The 17,840-nt window shown below is 73.0% G+C and carries 19 protein-coding genes; 14 read left to right on the top strand and 5 right to left on the bottom strand.

Annotation, left to right across the window (positions count from 1 at the left end; genetic code table 11):
- Positions 1-59: 59 nt before the first annotated feature.
- Complete coding sequence (locus tag ACZ3IL_RS00700) at positions 60-1,199, top strand: D-alanine--D-alanine ligase family protein (protein WP_467385409.1); 1,140 nt, start codon at positions 60-62, stop codon at positions 1,197-1,199.
- 67 nt (positions 1,200-1,266) lie between these two features.
- Here the strand turns inward: ACZ3IL_RS00700 and ACZ3IL_RS00695 are convergent, their stop codons facing one another.
- Together ACZ3IL_RS00695 and ACZ3IL_RS00690 are read right to left on the bottom strand one after the other, a co-directional pair.
- Positions 1,267-1,764, bottom strand: a complete 498-nt coding sequence (locus ACZ3IL_RS00695) for a DUF3515 domain-containing protein (protein ID WP_467385408.1) — start codon at positions 1,762-1,764, stop codon at positions 1,267-1,269.
- Between the two features lie 20 nt (positions 1,765-1,784).
- Complete coding sequence (locus tag ACZ3IL_RS00690) at positions 1,785-2,018, bottom strand: Lrp/AsnC family transcriptional regulator (protein WP_467385407.1); 234 nt, start codon at positions 2,016-2,018, stop codon at positions 1,785-1,787.
- 233 nt (positions 2,019-2,251) lie between these two features.
- Between ACZ3IL_RS00690 and ACZ3IL_RS00685 the strand changes: the two genes are divergently transcribed.
- A complete protein-coding gene (locus tag ACZ3IL_RS00685; RefSeq protein ID WP_467385406.1) occupies positions 2,252-3,214 on the top strand; it encodes a thiamine-phosphate kinase in 963 nt (320 codons plus the stop codon).
- Positions 3,211-4,005, top strand: a complete 795-nt coding sequence (thiD, locus tag ACZ3IL_RS00680) for a bifunctional hydroxymethylpyrimidine kinase/phosphomethylpyrimidine kinase (RefSeq protein ID WP_467385405.1) — start codon at positions 3,211-3,213, stop codon at positions 4,003-4,005. Before ACZ3IL_RS00685 ends, thiD begins: the two co-directional genes overlap by 4 nt.
- A 136-nt stretch (positions 4,006-4,141) precedes the next feature.
- On the opposite strand, the gene rpmB is transcribed toward thiD, so the two are convergent.
- Positions 4,142-4,327, bottom strand: a complete 186-nt coding sequence (gene rpmB, locus ACZ3IL_RS00675) for a 50S ribosomal protein L28 (RefSeq protein ID WP_003957616.1) — start codon at positions 4,325-4,327, stop codon at positions 4,142-4,144.
- A gap of 143 nt (positions 4,328-4,470) precedes the next feature.
- Between rpmB and ACZ3IL_RS00670 the strand changes: the two genes are divergently transcribed.
- The 9 genes from ACZ3IL_RS00670 (at position 4,471) to mutM (ending at position 14,588) form a co-directional block, all read left to right on the top strand.
- Positions 4,471-6,177 (top strand): DAK2 domain-containing protein, encoded by a 1,707-nt coding sequence (locus tag ACZ3IL_RS00670; RefSeq protein ID WP_467385404.1) that lies wholly within the window; start codon positions 4,471-4,473, stop codon positions 6,175-6,177.
- Between the two features lie 69 nt (positions 6,178-6,246).
- Entirely contained in the window at positions 6,247-9,450 is a 3,204-nt protein-coding gene (locus ACZ3IL_RS00665) for a helicase-related protein (protein WP_467385403.1), read from the top strand.
- Between the two features lie 67 nt (positions 9,451-9,517).
- A complete protein-coding gene (gene rsmD, locus ACZ3IL_RS00660; RefSeq protein WP_467385402.1) occupies positions 9,518-10,102 on the top strand; it encodes a 16S rRNA (guanine(966)-N(2))-methyltransferase RsmD in 585 nt (194 codons plus the stop codon).
- A 26-nt stretch (positions 10,103-10,128) separates the two neighbouring features.
- Positions 10,129-10,608, top strand: a complete 480-nt coding sequence (gene coaD / locus ACZ3IL_RS00655; RefSeq protein WP_467386740.1) for a pantetheine-phosphate adenylyltransferase — start codon at positions 10,129-10,131, stop codon at positions 10,606-10,608.
- Between the two features lie 111 nt (positions 10,609-10,719).
- On the top strand, positions 10,720-11,781 hold the full coding sequence (locus tag ACZ3IL_RS00650; protein ID WP_467385401.1) for an ATP synthase F0 subunit B: 1,062 nt from the start codon (positions 10,720-10,722) through the stop codon (positions 11,779-11,781).
- 170 nt (positions 11,782-11,951) lie between these two features.
- Positions 11,952-12,572, top strand: a complete 621-nt coding sequence (locus tag ACZ3IL_RS00645) for a YceD family protein (RefSeq protein WP_467385400.1) — start codon at positions 11,952-11,954, stop codon at positions 12,570-12,572.
- 2 nt (positions 12,573-12,574) lie between these two features.
- Entirely contained in the window at positions 12,575-12,748 is a 174-nt protein-coding gene (rpmF, locus tag ACZ3IL_RS00640) for a 50S ribosomal protein L32 (protein WP_015036448.1), read from the top strand.
- Positions 12,749-12,768: 20 nt separating this feature from the next.
- Positions 12,769-13,575, top strand: a complete 807-nt coding sequence (rnc, locus tag ACZ3IL_RS00635; RefSeq protein ID WP_467385399.1) for a ribonuclease III — start codon at positions 12,769-12,771, stop codon at positions 13,573-13,575.
- 149 nt (positions 13,576-13,724) lie between these two features.
- On the top strand, positions 13,725-14,588 hold the full coding sequence (mutM, locus tag ACZ3IL_RS00630) for a bifunctional DNA-formamidopyrimidine glycosylase/DNA-(apurinic or apyrimidinic site) lyase (protein ID WP_467385398.1): 864 nt from the start codon (positions 13,725-13,727) through the stop codon (positions 14,586-14,588).
- A 130-nt stretch (positions 14,589-14,718) separates the two neighbouring features.
- Here the strand turns inward: mutM and ACZ3IL_RS00625 are convergent, their stop codons facing one another.
- A complete protein-coding gene (locus tag ACZ3IL_RS00625) occupies positions 14,719-15,411 on the bottom strand; it encodes an HAD family hydrolase (protein WP_467385397.1) in 693 nt (230 codons plus the stop codon).
- 259 nt (positions 15,412-15,670) lie between these two features.
- Positions 15,671-16,657, bottom strand: a complete 987-nt coding sequence (locus ACZ3IL_RS00620; protein WP_467385396.1) for a CAP domain-containing protein — start codon at positions 16,655-16,657, stop codon at positions 15,671-15,673.
- Between the two features lie 169 nt (positions 16,658-16,826).
- Between ACZ3IL_RS00620 and ACZ3IL_RS00615 the strand changes: the two genes are divergently transcribed.
- Both ACZ3IL_RS00615 and ACZ3IL_RS00610 read left to right on the top strand, forming a co-directional pair.
- Positions 16,827-17,108, top strand: coding sequence for an acylphosphatase (locus tag ACZ3IL_RS00615; RefSeq protein WP_125662739.1), 282 nt, complete (start codon positions 16,827-16,829; stop codon positions 17,106-17,108).
- A 388-nt stretch (positions 17,109-17,496) separates the two neighbouring features.
- On the top strand, positions 17,497-17,715 hold the full coding sequence (locus ACZ3IL_RS00610; protein WP_467385395.1) for a hypothetical protein: 219 nt from the start codon (positions 17,497-17,499) through the stop codon (positions 17,713-17,715).
- Positions 17,716-17,840: the final 125 nt, after the last annotated feature.

The raw sequence follows: 17,840 nt of genomic DNA, 5'->3' as shown, positions 1-17,840 counted from the left end.
CCGGGCCGCCCGGCGGGGCGCTCAGGAGTTCGGGTGCCGCAAGGTACTCTCGTCGCGATATGAGCGAGAACACCCAGAGCCCCCGCAAGCCCCGCGTGGCCGTCGTCTTCGGCGGACGCAGCTCCGAGCACGCCATCTCCGTCGTCACGGCCGGCGCCGTCCTGAGCGCCATCGACCGGGACAAGTACGACGTGCTGCCCATCGGCATCACGACGGACGGGCGCTGGGCGCTCACCGCCGACGCCCCGGAGCGGATGGCCATCACCGACCGGGCCCTGCCGAACGTCGCCGAGCTGGCCGAGAGCGAGCGGGGCGGTGTCGTCCTCTCCGTGGACCCGGCCAACCGCGAGGTCGTCCTCGCCGAACCCGGCGCCGTGCCGCGCGCCCTCGGCGAGGTCGACGTGGTCTTCCCGGTGCTGCACGGCCCGTACGGCGAGGACGGCACCCTCCAGGGCCTCCTGGAACTCTCCGGCGTCCCCTACGTCGGCGCGGGCGTCCTCGCCTCCGCCGTCGGCCAGGACAAGGAGTACATGAAGCGGGTCTTCGTCTCCTTCGGCCTCCCGGTCGGCCCGTACGAGGTCGTCCGGCCGCGCGAGTGGGAGCAGAACCCGGCCGCCGCCCGCAAGAAGATCGTGGAGTTCGCCGCCGAACACGGCTGGCCGCTCTTCGTGAAGCCCGCCCGCGGCGGCTCCTCCGTGGGCATCACCAAGGTCGACGACCTCTCCGGCCTGGACGAGGCCGTCGAGGAGGCCCGTCGCCACGACCCCAAGATCATCGTGGAGGCGCTGGTCCGGGGCCGCGAGATCGAGTGCGGCGTCCTGGAGTTCGAGGACGGTCCGCGCGCCAGCGTGCCCGCCGAGATCCCGCCCGTCACCGACCACGACTTCTACGACTTCGAGGCGAAGTACATCGACGCGGCCTCCGGCATCGTGCCCGCCCCCCTCGGGGACGAGGCCACCGCCGAGATCCAGCGGCTCGCCGTCGCCGCCTACGAGGCCGTGTCCTGCGAGGGCCTGGTCCGCGCCGACTTCTTCCTCACCGAGGACGGCGACTTCGTCATCAACGAGATCAACACCATGCCGGGCTTCACGCCCATCTCCATGTACCCGCGCATGTGGCGGGAGAGCGGCGTGGACTACCCCGAGCTGGTCGACCGGCTCCTCCAGGCCGCCCTGAACCGCTCCACCGGCCTGCGCTAGCCGGTCCGCCCCCGGGAGCCGGACGCGCACCTCGCGCGGCCGGCTCCCGGGGCGCGTCCGGACGGCGTCAGGAGCACTCGGGTTCCAGCGCGCACGGGACCGTCGCGGCCACGGGCGCGGCGAGAGCGGCGAGCGGCCCCGCGTCGTGCTCGTACCGCCGGTCGAGGCTCACCTCGACGTACGTCCTCCGGTACACCGAGGTGAAACGGGGCCCGGAACCCTCCGGCCGTTCCAGCATCCACCGCACGCCGTTCGCGGAGACGCCCTGCGCCTTCGCGTCGCTCATCTTTTCGGGCCGGGGGACCCCGCAGCGCAGTACGATCGCACCGTCGCCCCACCCGGCGGTCAACTCGGAGCCGGGCTCCGGGTCACTCCGTTCCAGCCCCGCCACGGTGTCGGGCAGCTCCTTCGCCAGCGCCTGGCAGAGGGCGGCCTCCGCCGCCGGAGGGCTGGGGACCGCGACGGACGCCCGGCCGTCCGACGGGGAACAGCCGGCGGACGCCAGCAGCAGCACGGCGGCCGAGACGACGACGGGCAGGCCGGAGGGCCGGTGGGAAGAGGTCACCGGCCAAGCGTAGACGGGGGCTACAGATGAACGACCGGGCAGGTGAGGGTGCGTGTGATGCCGTCCACTTGCTGGACCCTGGCGACCACCATGCGGCCCAGCTCGTCGACCGTGTCCGCCTGCGCGCGCACGATGACGTCGTACGGACCGGTCACGTCTTCCGCCTGGATCACCCCCGGAATCTTGGAGATGGTGTCGGCGACGGCCGACGCCTTGCCCACCTCGGTCTGGATGAGGATGTACGCCTGTACCACGGAACCTCCAGGGCGACCACGAGGATCTTGTGGGAGAAAGGGACGCCACGGTACCGCGTCACCACGGGCCGCGGGGAGACCCGCGCGTTCCGGGGCGTCCGGGGCGTGGCCCGCACAGGACAGAAGTTGACGGTCTACATGACGGTACCCAGCACGGTGACGGCCCGCGACCCGCGGCGCGCCCAGGCGCGCCCCCGCCCGCCGGCCGGCACGAACACACGAGGTGAGACGCGGTGAAGGGCACAGTCGGAGAGCTGGGCGAGTTCGGGCTCATCAGAGAGCTCACGTCCCGGCTCACCTCCACCCCGGCGGTACGGATCGGGCCCGGCGACGACGCCGCGGTCGTCTCCGCCCCCGACCGGCGCGTGGTGGCCAGCACGGACATCCTCCTCGAAGGACGTCACTTCCGCCGCGACTGGTCGACGGCGTACGACGTCGGCCGCAAGGCCGCCGCGCAGAACCTCGCCGACATCGCCGCCATGGGCGCGGTCCCCACCGCCCTCCTCCTCGGCCTCGTCGTCCCCGCCGAGCTCCCCGTCACCTGGCCCACCGAACTCATGGACGGCCTGCGCGACGAGTGCCAGGTCGCGGGCGCGGCCGTGGTCGGCGGCGACGTCGTGCGCGGCGACACGATCATGGTCTCCATCACCGCCCTGGGCGACCTGCGCAACCACGACCCGGTCACCCGGGGCGGCGCCCAGCCCGGCGACGTCGTCGCCTACACCGGCTGGCTCGGCTGGTCCGCCGCCGGATACGCGGTCCTCTCCCGGGGCTTCCGCTCCCCGCGCGCCTTCGTCGAGGCCCACCGCAGGCCCGAACCCCCGTACCACGCGGGCCCGGCCGCCGCCGCACTCGGCGCCACCGCCATGTGCGACGTCAGCGACGGCCTCATCGCCGACCTCGGCCACATCGCCGAGGCCAGCAAGGTCCGGATCGACCTGCGGTCCGGACTCATCGACATCCCCACCCAGATGCACGACATCGGGCAGGCCGTCGGCGTGGACCCCCTGCAGTGGGTGCTCACCGGAGGGGAGGACCACGCCATCGTCGCCACCTTCCCGCCGGACGTGAAGCTCCCCGCCCGCTGGAAGGTCATCGGGGAGGTCCTCAACCCCTCCGCGCTGCCCCAGGTCACCGTGGACGGAGCGCCCTGGCACGCGGCCGGCGGCTGGGACCACTTCGGCGAGACCGAATGAGGCCGCCGCTCGTCCTCACCGTCGCCGGCTCCGACTCCGGCGGCGGCGCCGGAATCCAGGCCGACCTGAAGACCATGCTCGCGCTCGGCGTCCACGGCATGAGCGTCCTCACCGCCGTCACCGCCCAGAACTCCCGGGGCGTCCAGGGCGTCTGGGAACTGCCGGTGGAGGCCGTGCGCGCCCAGTACCGGGCCGTCGTCGACGACATCGGCGTCCAGGCCGTCAAGACCGGCATGCTGGCCTCCGCCCCGCTGGTGGAGGCCGTCGCGGAACTCCTCGGGGGCACCGACGCGCCCGTGGTCGTCGACCCGGTCGGCGTCTCCAAGCACGGCGACCCGCTCCTCGCCGCGTCCGCGCTCGACGCCGTGCGCACGAGGCTCCTGCCCCGCGCCACCGTGGCCACGCCCAACCTGGACGAGGTGACGCAGCTCATAGACGTGCACGTCGTGTACGAGAGCGACATGAGGACCGCCGCCGAGGGCGTCCTGTCGTACGGGCCGGAGTGGGTGCTGATCAAGGGCGGGCACCTGCCCACGGGCCGGGAGGCCGTGGACCTGCTCACCGACGGCGAGGAGGAGCACTGGCTGCGCGCCCCGCGCCACGACAACCGGCACACCCACGGCACGGGCTGCACGCTCGCCTCCGCCATCGCCTCCGGACTCGCCAGGGGCCTGACGGTGCCGGAGGCCGTACGGGAGGCCAAGGAGTACGTGACCGGGGCCATCGGCGCCGGATTCGCCCTGGGCGCGGGCATAGGCCCGGTCGACCACGGCTGGCGGTTCAGGGACTGAGGGGCCCCGGAAGCGGTCGTGGCCGGTGGCACGACCGCTTCCGGTCCTGTTTCCGGGCAAGGCAAAAGGCCGGTTCACCTGAGTGAACCGGCCTTTCAAGGCAACCGCAGGGCTGCGCTACGACGGAACGTCGCGGTTAGCGCGAGACCTTGCCGGCCTTGATGCACGAGGTGCAGACGTTGAGCCGCTTCGGCGTCCGACCGACCACGGCACGCACGCGCTGGATGTTCGGGTTCCAGCGACGGGACGTACGGCGGTGCGAGTGCGAAATGTTGTTGCCGAAGCCCGGCCCCTTGCCGCAGACGTCGCAGTTGGCAGCCACGGGTCACTCCAAAGACTTCAGATTTACAGTGAAAACCGGCGCACCGGAATCAGGAGTCTGAAGTGGCTTGCCGGGGAACGGCCCGGTTTGAACCGGGCAACCGAAGCAGCATACAACGACTGCTTCCGTGCAACGAAACTACCATGGTCTCCGCCGCTCTCGTCCCGGGCCCCGGTCACCCGCGGGACACCCCCGGTCTACCCTGCGGTGATCCCACCGCCGAAGGAGGACCCCCGTTGTCGCGAGCCCTTCAGCCCGACGAGGAGCTCGTCGAGCTCGACGCCGAAGCGGTCCGGAGCTGGTGCGCGCGGGCCCTCGACGCCCTCGGCCGGGAACGCGAGGAGATCGACGCGATCAACGTCTACCCCGTCGCGGACGGGGACACCGGCACCAACCTCTACCTGACGGCGGAAGCCGCCCACCGGGCCGTCGAGGCGGTCTTCGCCGCCTCCGTCCCGGACACCGCGGAGACCGTACGGGCCATGGCCCACGGAGCCCTCCTCGGCGCCCGCGGCAACTCCGGGACCATCTTCTCCCAGCTCCTGCGCGGCATGGCGGCCGTCCTCGCGCGCGGCCGCGACGGCGACCACCTCGCCCGCGCCCTCGCCGAGGCCGCGCGGGCGGCCCGGGAGGCCGTCGCCCACCCGGTGGAGGGCACCATCCTCACGGTGGCGAGCGCCGCCGCCGGGGCGTGCGCGGCGGGCGGCGGACTGGTGGAGGTGGCCCGCGACGCCCACGAGGGCGCCAGGACCGCCCTCGCGGCGACCCCGGGCCAGCTGGACGTCCTCGGACGCGCCGGAGTCGTGGACGCCGGCGGCCGGGGCCTGGTGACCGTCCTCGGCGCCCTCCTGGAGACCGTCACCGGCCGGACCCCGCCCGACCCCGGGACCGCGCCGCTCCCGCCGGCCGCCCCCCCGGAGGTGTGCGCCGGCGACGACGGCCCCGCCTACGAGGTGATCTACCTCCTGGAGGCCGACGACGCGGCCGTCGAACTGCTGCGCTCCCGCCTCGACGCCCTGGGCGAGTCCCTGGTCGTCGTCGGCGGCGACGGGCTCTGGAACGTCCACGTGCACGTGGACGACGCCGGCGCCGCCGTCGAGGCGGGCGTCGAGGCCGGCCGGCCGCACCGCATCCGGATCACCCACTTCGCCACCGCCGCCGCGCACGCCCCGGCCCCCGGGGAGCGCGCCCGGCGCGCGGTCGTCGCCGTCGTCCCCGGCGAGGGCCTCGCCGGGCTCTGCGCCGGAGCGGGCGCGACCACGGTGCGGACCCGCCCCGGGGAACCGCCCACCGAGGACGAGCTCGCCGAGGCCGTACGGCGGGCGCACGCGCGCGAGGTCGTCCTCCTGCCCAACGACGCCGACCTGCGCAAGACCGCCGCGGCCGCCGCCGAACGCGTCCGGGCCGAGGGCGTCCGCGTCGCCCTCATCCCCACCCGGGCCGCCGTCCAGGGCATCGCCGCCCTCGCCGTCCACGAACCCGGCCGGAGCTTCGACGAGGACGTCGTCGCCATGACGGCCGCCGCCGGAGCCACCCGCTACGCCGAACTCGCCGTCGCCGAACACCGCTCCTTCACCTCGGCCGGCGTCTGCCAGGCCGGCGACGTCCTCGGCCTCATCGAGGGCGACGTCGCCGTCATCGGCGAGGACCTCACCGAGACCGCCCGCACCGTCCTGGACCGGATGCTCTCGGCCGGGGGCGAACTCGTCACCCTCGTCGTCGCCGACGACACCCCGCCCGGCCTCGCCGCCGACCTCGAACGCCACGTCCGCCACGGCCACCTGGCCGTCGACACCACCACGTACCACGCGGGCGCGGGGGCCCCGCCGCTGCTCATCGGGGTGGAATAGGCCCCGCCGGGCCCCCGGACGGGCGGCCGTCCGCGCCCCGCGCCCCGGCTGTCGGTCCCGTGGTGTGCAATGGAACGCGTGCCCGCGCTCGACGAACCACTCAAGAAGTCCCTCGGCCCCGCCACCGCCAAGGTCATGGCCGAGGCGCTCGACCTGCACACGGTCGGGGACCTGCTCCACCACTACCCCCGCCGGTACGCCGAGCGGGGGGAGCTGACCACCCTCTCCGACCTGCCGCTCGACGAGCACGTCACGGTGGTCGCGCAGGTCGCCGACGCCCGCGTCCTCACCTTCAACGGCGCCAAGGGGCAGGGCCGGCGGCTGGAGGTCACCATCACCGACGGCAGCGGCCGCGTCCAGCTCGTCTTCTTCGGCAAGGGCGTCCACAAGCCGCACAAGGACCTGCTGCCCGGCACCCGCGCGATGTTCGCCGGCAAGGTCTCGCTCTTCAACCGGCGCCTCCAGCTCGCCCACCCGTCGTACGAACTCCTCCGCGGCGACCCCGGGGAGGCCGTGGACACCTGGGCCGGCGCCCTCATCCCGATCTACCCGGCCACCGCCAAGCTGGAGTCCTGGAAGGTCGCCAAGGCCGTCGACGCCGTCCTGCCGAGCGCCGCCGACGCGGTCGACCCCCTCCCGGACGCCCTGCGCGAGGGCCGCGGCCTCGCCGAACTGCCCGACGCCCTGCGGATGATCCACCGGCCCCGCACCAAGGCCGACATCGCCGCCGCCCGGGAACGGCTCAAGTGGGACGAGGCCTTCGTCCTCCAGGTCGCCCTCGCCCGCCGCCGGCACGCCGACACCCAGCTGCCCGCCGTCCCCCGCAGGCCCGTTCCCGGCGGCATCCTCGACGCCTTCGACGCCAAGCTCCCCTTCACCCTCACCGACGGCCAGAAGAAGGTCTCCGAGGAGATCTTCGGCGACCTCGCCACCGACCACCCCATGCACCGCCTCCTCCAGGGCGAGGTCGGAAGCGGGAAGGCCCAGCCCCTGGACTCCCTGGTGCTCACTCCCGCGGGTTTCCGGCGCATGGGCGACATGCGCGTGGGCGACGAGGTGATCGTGCCCACGGGGGACGTCGCCCTCGTCGACGGCGTGTTCCCCCAGGGGGAGCGGGACGTATGGAGCGTCGTCCTGTCCGACGGAAGCTCCGTGCAGTGCGACGACGAGCACCTGTGGATCGTCGGGACGAGCCGCGGATGGCACGGCGGCCGGCCCCCCGAGGTGATGACCACGAGGGAGATCCGCCACGACCTGCACAAGGCGGACGGGTCGCCGAAGTGGTACCTCCCCGTCGCGACCCCGGTCGACCTGGGGAGCGATGCCACGCTGCCGCTCGACCCCTACCTGCTCGGCGCGCTCCTGGGCGACGGTTCGTTCCGCCACGACCTGCGGTTGTCCACGACGGACGCGGAGATCCGCGACGCCGTCGCGGACGTCGTGGCTCCGGATTGCCGGCTCGTTCCCGTCGCCGGTTCCCCTTGCGACTACACCATCCAGTCGGCGCGACGCGCGGGCGGCGTGCGCAACCCGGTCGTCCAAGCCCTGCGAGAGCTGGGTCTCTGGGGTCTTCCGCCGCACGACAAGTTCGTTCCCGAGCAGTTCAGGAACACTTCGATCAAGTCACGCCTGGCTCTCCTGCAAGGGCTGCTGGACACCGACGGCACCGTGGGCGAGGACGGCACGAGCGTGTCCCTCCGCACGGTTTCGCCCAGGCTCGCGGAGGACGTCGCCTGGCTCGTGCGCTCCCTCGGAGGAAGGGCACGTGTCCTGCCGGAGGAGGCGTTCCTCGACGTCTCGGTGGCGCTTCCGGAGGAGTACCCGCCGTTCCGGTCGACGCGCAAGGCGGAGCGAACGGGCCCACGGCCGGAACACAACACCTTCAGGCGCGGGATCCGCGCGGTCGAGCACGTCGGACGGAAGCCCGTCCAGTGCATCAGCGTCGCCCACTCCGATCACGCCTACGTGACCGATCACTTCACCGTCACTCACAACACCATGGTCGCCCTGCGCGCCATGCTCGCCGTCGTGGACGCCGGGGGACAGGCCGCGATGCTCGCGCCCACCGAGGTCCTCGCCCAGCAGCACCACCGCTCCGTCACCGAGATGATGGGCGAGCTGGCCGAGGGCGGGATGCTCGGCGGGGCCGACCGCGCCACCAAGGTGGTCCTGCTCACCGGTTCCATGGGCACCGCCGCCCGCCGCCGGGCCCTGCTCGACCTGGTCACCGGCGAGGCCGGGATCGTCATCGGCACGCACGCGCTGATCGAGGACAAGGTGCGGTTCCACGACCTCGGCCTGGTGGTCGTCGACGAGCAGCACCGCTTCGGCGTCGAGCAGCGCGACGCCCTGCGCGGCAAGGGGAAGCAGCCCCCGCACCTCCTCGTCATGACCGCGACGCCCATCCCCCGCACGGTCGCCATGACCGTCTTCGGCGACCTGGAGACCTCCGTCCTCGACCAGCTCCCCGCCGGCCGCTCCCCGATCGCCAGCCACGTCGTCCCCGCCGCCGACAAGCCGCACTTCCTCGCGCGCGCGTGGGAACGCGTCCGCGAGGAGGTGGAGAACGGCCACCAGGCGTACGTGGTCTGCCCCCGCATCGGGGACGAGGAGGACCGGAAGAAGACGAAGGCCCCCGCCGGGGACGAGGCGGAGAAGCGGCCCCCGCTCGCCGTCCTCGACGTCGCCGAGAAGCTGGGCGCGGGCCCCCTCGCGGGACTGCGGATCGCCGTCCTGCACGGCCGCATGCACCCCGACGACAAGGACGACGTCATGCGCCGCTTCGCCGCCGGCGACCTCGACGTCCTCGTCGCCACCACCGTCATCGAGGTCGGCGTCAACGTCCCCAACGCCACCGCCATGGTGATCATGGACGCCGACCGCTTCGGCGTCTCCCAGCTCCACCAGCTCCGCGGCCGCGTCGGACGGGGCTCCGCCCCGGGCCTCTGCCTCCTCGTCACCGAGATGCCCGAGGCGAGCCCCGCCCGGCAGCGCCTCGGCGCCGTCGCCTCCACCCTCGACGGCTTCGAGCTCTCCCGGATCGACCTCGAACAGCGGCGCGAGGGGGACGTCCTCGGCCAGGCCCAGTCCGGCGTCCGCTCCTCCCTGCGGGTCCTCGCCGTCATCGAGGACGAGGAGGTCATCGCCGCGGCCCGCGAGGAGGCCACCGCCCTCGTCCTCGCCGATCCGGGCCTCACCGCCCACCCGGGCCTGCGGACCGCCCTCGACGCCCTCCTCGACGAGGAGCGGGAGGAGTACCTGGAGAAGGGCTGACGGCGGCACGGGACGGACGGCCATAAGCTGGTGCCCACGTGACAGGTTAGGGAATACGAGGACACCGATGACCCGCGTGATCGCCGGTACGGCCGGCGGGCGGCGCCTGGCCGTGCCGCCCGGAAACGGCACCCGCCCCACCTCCGACCGGGCGCGCGAGGGCCTCTTCTCCACCTGGGAGGCGTTCCTCGGCACCCTGGAGGGGACCAGGGTCGCCGACCTGTACGCGGGTTCCGGGGCCGTCGGCCTGGAGGCGCTCTCCCGGGGCGCCGTCCACGCCCTCCTCGTCGAGGCCGACCCCCGCGCCGCGAAGACGATCCGGGACAACATTCGCTCGATCGGCCTGGCCGGCGCGGAGCTGCGCACCGGCAGGGCCGAGCAGATCGTGACCGGACCCGCCCCCGCCGACCCGTACGACCTGGTCTTCCTCGACCCGCCGTACGCCGTCGAGGACGCCGGACTCCGCGAGATCCTCCTCACACTGCGCTCGGGCGGCTGGTTGCGCGAGGATGCCCTCGTCACCGTGGAGCGCAGTACCAGGGGCGGGGAATTCGGCTGGCCGGCCGGTTTCGAGCCGCTGCGGGCCCGTCGTTACGGCGAGGGAACGTTTTGGTACGGTCGCGCCGCTTCCCCGTGCGAAGACGCACGATGACCGGACCGGAGAGCGAGGGACCCACGTTGCGCCGCGCCGTCTGTCCGGGGTCGTTCGACCCCATCACCAACGGACACCTCGACATCATCGCCCGCGCCTCCAAGCTGTACGACGTCGTACACGTGGCCGTGATGATCAACCAGTCGAAGAAAGGTCTCTTCACGGTCGACGAACGGATCGAGCTGATCCGCGAGGTCACCGCGGACCTCGGCAACGTCGTCGTCGAGTCCTTCCGGGGCCTTCTCGTCGACTTCTGCAAGCAGCGCGACATCCCCGCCATCGTCAAGGGGCTGCGCGCGGTCAGCGACTTCGACTACGAGCTGCAGATGGCCCAGATGAACAACGGCCTCTCGGGGGTGGAGACCCTGTTCGTCCCCACCAACCCGACCTACAGCTTCCTCTCCTCCTCCCTGGTCAAGGAGGTCGCGGCCTGGGGCGGAGACGTCTCCCACCTGGTCCCGCCCCTGGTCCTCGGCCGGCTGACCGAGCGGCTGGCGGAGAGGTGACGCGCGGCCACCGCCGCTGACGCTCCGTCACCCGGTGTCGGACGGACGCCGACTGGCCGTACAGTCGGACCCGTCCGTCTCCAACCGGCTGTAGAGAGTGGCGAGCACCAGGTGGACGTGCAGAAGAAGCTCGATGAGATCGTGGCGACCGTACGGAGCGCCCGCTCCATGCCCATGTCGGCATCCTGCGTGGTCAACCGCGCCGAGCTGCTCGCCCTGCTCGAAGAGGTGCGGGAGGCCCTGCCCGGCTCCCTCGCCCAGGCCCGGGAGCTGATCGGCGACCGGGAGCAGATGGTCGAGCAGGCGCGCCGCGAGGCCGAGCGGATCATCGAGGCCGCCCACGCCGAACGCGGCTCGCTCGTCTCCGACACCCAGATCGCCCGGGAGTCCCAGGAGGAGGCCGACCGCATCCTCTCCGAGGCCCGCCGCGAGGCCGAGGAGATCCGGGCCGAGGCCGACGACTACGTCGACTCCAAGCTCGCCAACTTCGAGGTCGTCCTCAACAAGACCATCGGCTCCGTCGAGCGGGGCCGCGAGAAGCTCCTCGGCCGCGACCCGGACGCCGGCCCGGACGGGTACGCCGACGGGGACCCCTCCGGGTACGGCGCCGACCCGCGGACGCCGGACCGGCGGACGGCCGAGGCCGACGAGTTCATCACCGCCAAGCTGGGCGCCTTCGAGGCGGTCCTCGGCAAGACCCTGGAGGCCGTCGGCCGGGGCAGGCAGAAGCTGCACGGCCGGATCGCCACCGACGACCTCGGCGAGCACATGGCCGCCCAGGACGGCCTCTCCGGCGCGGTCCACACCAGTGACGCCGACTACCTGGCCGGGCTCGCGGAACTCTCCGACCCCGCGCCGGCCCAGCCCCCGGCCCCCCGGCAGCCGCAGCAGGCCGACCCCTACGGGTACCCGCAGCAGCCGCAGCACCAGCCGGACGCCTACGCGGCCTACCAGCAGGTCCAGCAGCCCGACCCGTACGCGTACCAGCAGCCGCAGCAGGCCGACCCGTACGGGTACCAGCAGCAGGACCCCTACGCGTACCAGCAGCCCGCCCCGCCGGCCCACGAGCCCCAGGGGAACGCCGCTCTCGAGGAGACCAGCTTCTTCGACACGAGCATGATCGACCTGGAGCAGCTGCGCCGGTACGAGCAGCAGTACGAACAGGGGCGGTAAGGGCCGGACGGCCCGGATTGGGCCCTGGGCGAAGCGTCCAGTATCCTGGCTCTTCGGTCGCGCGTATCCCGCGATCTCCGCTGCCCACGGTCGGCAGCCTCCCCACGACGCAGAACGAATCGAAAGCAGGAAGAGCCCTGAGTACGCGCCTCGACCACCGCGACCCCCTCGTGTTCGACACGCACGAGCTGGGGCGGCGTCCTGGTGCCCTGCAGCGGATCTCGCGATCGGTCGAGGCCCCCGCGGCCCTGGGCGTCGAAGGAGTGATCGGAGTGCCCGAGGGCTCTCCGGTCGACATCGATCTCCGTCTTGAGTCGGTCATGGAAGGGGTGCTCGTCACAGGCACCGCCCGTGCATCGGCCGAGGGGGAGTGCGTAAGGTGTCTGGAGCCCGTCGAGCTGGAGCTCGACGTGGACTTCCAGGAGATGTTCTCGTACCCCGACTCCGACGACCGGGGCCGCTCCAGGGCGGCCGCGGACGACGAGGCCGAGGAAGGCGAGGACATGATCCCCCTCGAGGACGGCATGTTCGACCTCGAACCCGTGCTGCGTGATGCGGTGGTGCTCGCACTGCCGATGCAGCCGGTGTGCCGGGAGGACTGTGCGGGTCTGTGCTCCGAATGCGGAGCCGATCTGAACGAGAACCCGGACCACCACCACGACGCCGTCGACATCCGTTGGGCGGCACTGCAGGGACTCGCCGGTTCGCTGGGAACCGATGAGAAGGACAACATGAGCGGCAAAGCCTCTGACGGGGACGTCCGAAGCGCCGCCGAGAAGCAGGAGAAGTAGCCGTGGCTGTTCCGAAGCGGAAGATGTCGCGCAGCAACACGCGCCACCGCCGGTCGCAGTGGAAGGCTGCGGTCCCCACCCTGGTTTCGTGTGAGCGTTGCCAGGAGCCGAAGCTGCAGCACATCGCGTGCCCGAGCTGCGGCACCTACAACAAGCGCCAGGTCCTCTCGGTCTGATTGGGCTGGTGAGAGGCGCAATGTCTGAGTCCCGCAAGACGGACGACAAGACGGACCATGCCTCGTCCCACACGCTCCTGGAAGGGCGGCTCGGCTATCGGCTCGAGTCCGCCCTTCTGGTGCGTGCGCTGACCCACCGTTCGTACGCGTACGAGAACGGCGGTCTGCCCACCAACGAGCGGCTGGAGTTCCTCGGGGACTCCGTGCTCGGCCTGGTGGTCACCGACACGCTGTACCGCACCCACCCCGACCTGCCCGAAGGCCAGCTGGCCAAACTGCGGGCCGCGGTGGTCAACTCTCGTGCGCTGGCGGACGTGGGGCGCGGCCTCGAACTCGGCTCCTTCGTCCGGCTCGGCCGGGGCGAAGAGGGCACGGGCGGCCGGGACAAGGCGTCCATCCTCGCCGACACCCTCGAAGCGGTGATCGGCGCGGTCTATCTCGACCAGGGCCTCGAAGCGGCGTCCGAGCTGGTGCACCGGCTCTTCGACCCGCTGATCGAGAAGTCCTCGAACCTCGGTGCCGGACTGGACTGGAAGACCAGCCTCCAGGAACTCACCGCGGCCGAGGGCCTGGGCGTTCCGGAGTACCTCGTCTCCGAGGAGGGCCCGGACCACGAGAAGACCTTCACCGCTGCCGCCCGCGTCGGTGGTGTCTCGTACGGCACCGGCACCGGCCGCAGCAAGAAGGAAGCGGAACAGCAGGCGGCGGAATCCGCGTGGCGCGCGATCCGCGCGGCCGCGGACGAGCGCGTGGCGGCGGCGAAGGCCGCGGCCGAGGCGGGAGCGGTCGCCGACTCCTCTCCTGCCGGGGACCGGGCTTCGGCCTGACCCCCCGCCCCCTTCGCTTCCCCGCTTTCCGGGAACCCCGCCCACGGGCGGGGTTCCCGTCTTTTCCCGTGCCGTCCGCACGGCAGTAGGGTTGACCCGGCTGTCGGGGGAACAGCGACGCAACGGCCGAGAAGTCCGGAGGAACACCCGTGCCCGAACTGCCCGAGGTCGAGGTCGTACGACGCGGTCTGGAACGCTGGACCGCCGGACGGACCGTGGCCGGGGTCGAGGTCCTGCACCCCAGGGCCGTCCGCCGCCACGTGGCGGGCGGCGAGGACTTCGCGGCCCGGCTCGAAGGGCAGCGGTTCGAGGGCGCGCGGCGGCGCGGCAAGTACCTCTGGCTGCCGCTGGCCGGCACCGGGACGGCCGTCCTCGGCCACCTGGGCATGAGCGGCCAGCTGCTCGTCCGGCCGCACGACGCCGCCGACGAGAAGCACCTGCGGATCAGGGTCCGCTTCGACGACGACGCCGGGACCGAACTCCGCTTCGTCGACCAGCGCACCTTCGGCGGCCTCTCCCTCCACGACCAGAGCCCCGACGGGCTCCCCGACGTCATCGCGCACATCGCCCGCGACCCGCTGGACCCGGCGTTCGACGACGCCGCCTTCCAGAGCGCCCTGCGCCTGCGCCGCACGACGGTCAAGCGGGCGCTCCTGGACCAGTCGCTGATCAGCGGCGTCGGCAACATCTACGCGGACGAGGCGCTCTGGCGTTCCCGGCTGCACTACGACCGGCCGACCGCCACCCTGACCCGGACGCGCTCGGCCGAACTCCTCGGGCACGTCCGCGACGTGATGAACGCGGCGCTCGCCGCCGGCGGCACCAGCTTCGACAGCCTGTACGTCAACGTCAACGGCGAGTCCGGTTACTTCGACCGCTCGCTCGACGCCTACGGGCGCGAGGACGAGCCCTGCCGACGCTGCGGCACCCCGATGCGGCGCCGGCCCTGGATGAACAGGTCCAGCTACTTCTGCCCGCGCTGCCAGCGTCCGCCGCGCCCGGTCACGGTCTGACCGGACGCCCGCCGCGGGTGCCCACGGTCTGACCGGACGCCCACCGCGCGTGCCCACGGTCTGACCGGGCGTCCGCCGCGCGGTCACGGCCCGGCCGGGCGCCCGCCGTGCGCGGTCACGGCCCGGCCGGTCAGTCCGCGGTCAGCACGTCGGCGACGGTGCCCATGTCCGCCACGACGGCGTCGGCCCCCGCCTCGGCGAAGAGGCCGGCCTCGCGGGGCCCGTCGGCGTAGCCGATCACCGTCGTGCCCGCCCTGTGGGCGGCCCGGACGTCGTCGGGCGAGTCACCGATCAGGACGCAGTTGGTGACGTCCATGTGCGTCTCCTCGGCCGCGGTGATGAGCGGGAACGGATTGGGCCTCATCAGGTGCGGCCTTCCGGCCGGGCGGCCGACGACCTCGGCGACGTACTCCGCCAGCCCGTGCGCCTCCAGGAAGCGCCGGACGCACTCGGCCGAGTTGTCGCTCACCACCGCGACCACCCGGCCCGAGGCGTTCGCCGCCCGGAGGGCCGCCACCGCCCCCGGCTTCGGCGGCCCGGCCACCGCGACGGCCTCGATCTCCGCCGCCGTCAGGGCCGTCTCCACCTCCCGGCCCAGTTCGGCGTCCGTCTCGTACGCGATGCGCAGGACTTCGAACGGGTCGCCGGTCCCCGCTGCCTTCGCGCCCGCGTCCGGGTTCCCGGCCGCGACGAGCGCGGCGAGCCGCCCGGCGATCCCGGAGGAGGGGAGACCGGCGAACACGTCGCACAGGGGGCCGTCGAAGTCGAAGACGAGCACGCGCGCGTTGGCCAGGATCTCGATGAGTCGGTCGTCGTGCGTCAAGGTCGCAGTCCTTTCGGGGGTGTCTCCCGGGCGCTGTGTGTCCGGCTCGGCCCGCCCCGGGCGACGGCTTCGGCGTGCCGCATCGGCTGCTACCCGCAGAACGCCGCCTTATGGGCACCCGCGCCCGGTGCGGACGACGCCGGCGGCCCTCCGTGCCGTCGCGTACCCGCGCGGCGGGTGCGGCGCGGGCCGCCCCGGAGACCGCTCACGGCGCCGGGACGGCCCCTACCGGAAGGCAGGGCTCTGACCTGTGGGAACCTCAGTAGCCGAAGTCCTCGGTCCACCAGGGGCCGCCGTCACCGAAGTGGACGCCGACGCCCATGACCTTGAAGTCGCAGTTCAGGATGTTGGCGCGGTGGCCGTCGCTGTTCATCCAGGACTCCATCACGGCCGCCGCGTCCGCCTGGCCGCGGGCGATGTTCTCGCCGGCCAGGGTCGTGACGCCCGCCTTCTGCGCCCGTGCCCACGGCGTGTTCCCGTCCGGGTCCGTGTGGTCGAAGAACCCGCGGGCGGCCATGTCCGCGCTGAACGCGCCCGCCAGCGACGCGAGCCGCGCGTCCGCGCGCACGGGGGTGCAGCCCACCCGGGCGCGCTCGGCGTTCACCAGGCGCAGGACCTCCGCCTCGGCGGCGTCGCCCCGGCCGGCGGTGGAGGTCGCCCGCGCCGGTGCCTCGACGGCCGGTTCCGGCTTCGGCGCGGGCGCCTTCGTGGAGGGGGCGGCCTTCGGCGCGGGCTTCGCGCCCGCCGTCCGCACGGGCTTCGGCTTCACGGGCTTCCGCACGGGAGCCGGGGCCGAGGTCCTGGCCGGCCCGGGGGACGCCGTGGCCGGCGCCGACTTCGGAGCCGGCTTCCCGGACGGCGTCGCCGGGGGAGTCGTCGCCGGGGCCGCAGGGGAGGCGGACCTGCCGTCCTCGCCCGCTCCCGCGCGCGTGCCCGGACGCGCGGTCCGGGTCCCGCCCGCGCCGGCCGGGGTCTCGGTGGCTCCGCCCTGCGTCGTCAGCCGGGGGGCCTGCCGGGACCGCACCTGCTGCTCGGCCGCCGTGTCGGGGCTCCCGACCGTGAACGTGTCCCCGCCGGGCAGGAGACCCGAGGCGACGGCGGCCGCGCCGACCGCGACCGCCGCGGAGGCGCCGAGCAGGCCGGTGCGCACGGAACGCCCCCGGCGGGCGCCCCGGTACCGGCGGCCCGCACCGGTGGACTGGTCCTCCGCGGCGGGTGCGGCGCCGGAGCGACGGTGGCGTCCCATCTCCTCTGCCCTCCTGCTGGTCTTTGCTGATCTTTGCTGCCGGTACCGTTGGGGAACGACGGCCGAACGGCGCGCGCCCGAACGGGTGAGGCGTGTTCGTCGGGACTGTACGCGATGAGAAGCCGGGGCCGATGTGCTGATCCGGTGACCTCCCCGCTACCGTGCAGCCATGAGCGACGACGTACGGATGACCGCCTGGGTGCGCGGCCGGGTACAGGGAGTGGGCTTCCGCTGGTTCACCAGGGCAAACGCCCTGGAGATCGGCGGTCTGGTGGGCTTCGCCCTCAACCTCGACGACGGCCGGGTCCAGGTGGTGGCCGAGGGGCCGCGTGAGAATTGCCACCGTCTGCTCGACTGGCTCCACTCCGACGACACGCCCGGGCGCGTGGACGGAGTCACGGAGATCTGGGACACCCCGCGCGGGGGTTACGAGGGCTTCGCCATCCGCTGACGATCACCCTCCGGCACCGTTCTCCGTGACCGGGAGGAGCGCCGGGCGGACGGCCGGTAACAGGCGTGTGAAGGGGAAAGCGCCTGGTGGTTGCCAAGGAACGCCGACCGTGGAAGGCTGCCGGGAGAGAGTGATCGCGACGCCCCGGGGCGCCGGGTCGAGAGGCACCGCCGCTCCCGCAGCGGCCGTGAACTCCCCGGTCGTCCCCCGGCAGGGGCGTGATCGTGTTGACCGTCAAACTTTTTGGTGAGACTCTGGAAGCCCCGCGCACCTCAGCTGTTCGGCAGCGGAACCGGCACGACACGCAGTACTGCCGTACACCGCGGGTGCGAATCCCTCACGACCCACACCGCTTCGGTCGGTCACTCATTGTGGAGGACCATCCATCATGGCAAAGGCGCTTCTCGGATACGTCGGCGGCTCCGACCCGCGACTCCTCGCCGAGATGCGACGGCTTCAGCAGCGCGTTCAGGACCTCGAGTCCGAGCTGGTGCGAATCCAGTCGGAGAACGACGCGCTCGCCGCTGCCGCCGCCCAGCAGCAGGGAGAGTCGCTGCTGGACAGCATCGACCTCGACGTACCCCAGGCGGAGCCTGCGCTCACCTGACGGCCCAGCCCCGAGGGGCCAGGTGGGAAACGCTCGGACCGGTACGACCGGCCACGACACAGAGCCGGCCGCAAGGCTCGACACGCGCCGGCCGGCCACACAAGGGACGCTTCGGCGTCCCTTCT

The sequence above is a fragment of the Streptomyces sp. NPDC014907 genome (assembly GCF_055562975.1).
Note: the sequence above shows the minus strand (reverse complement) of the source record. Positions and strands in the feature narration are given on the sequence as shown.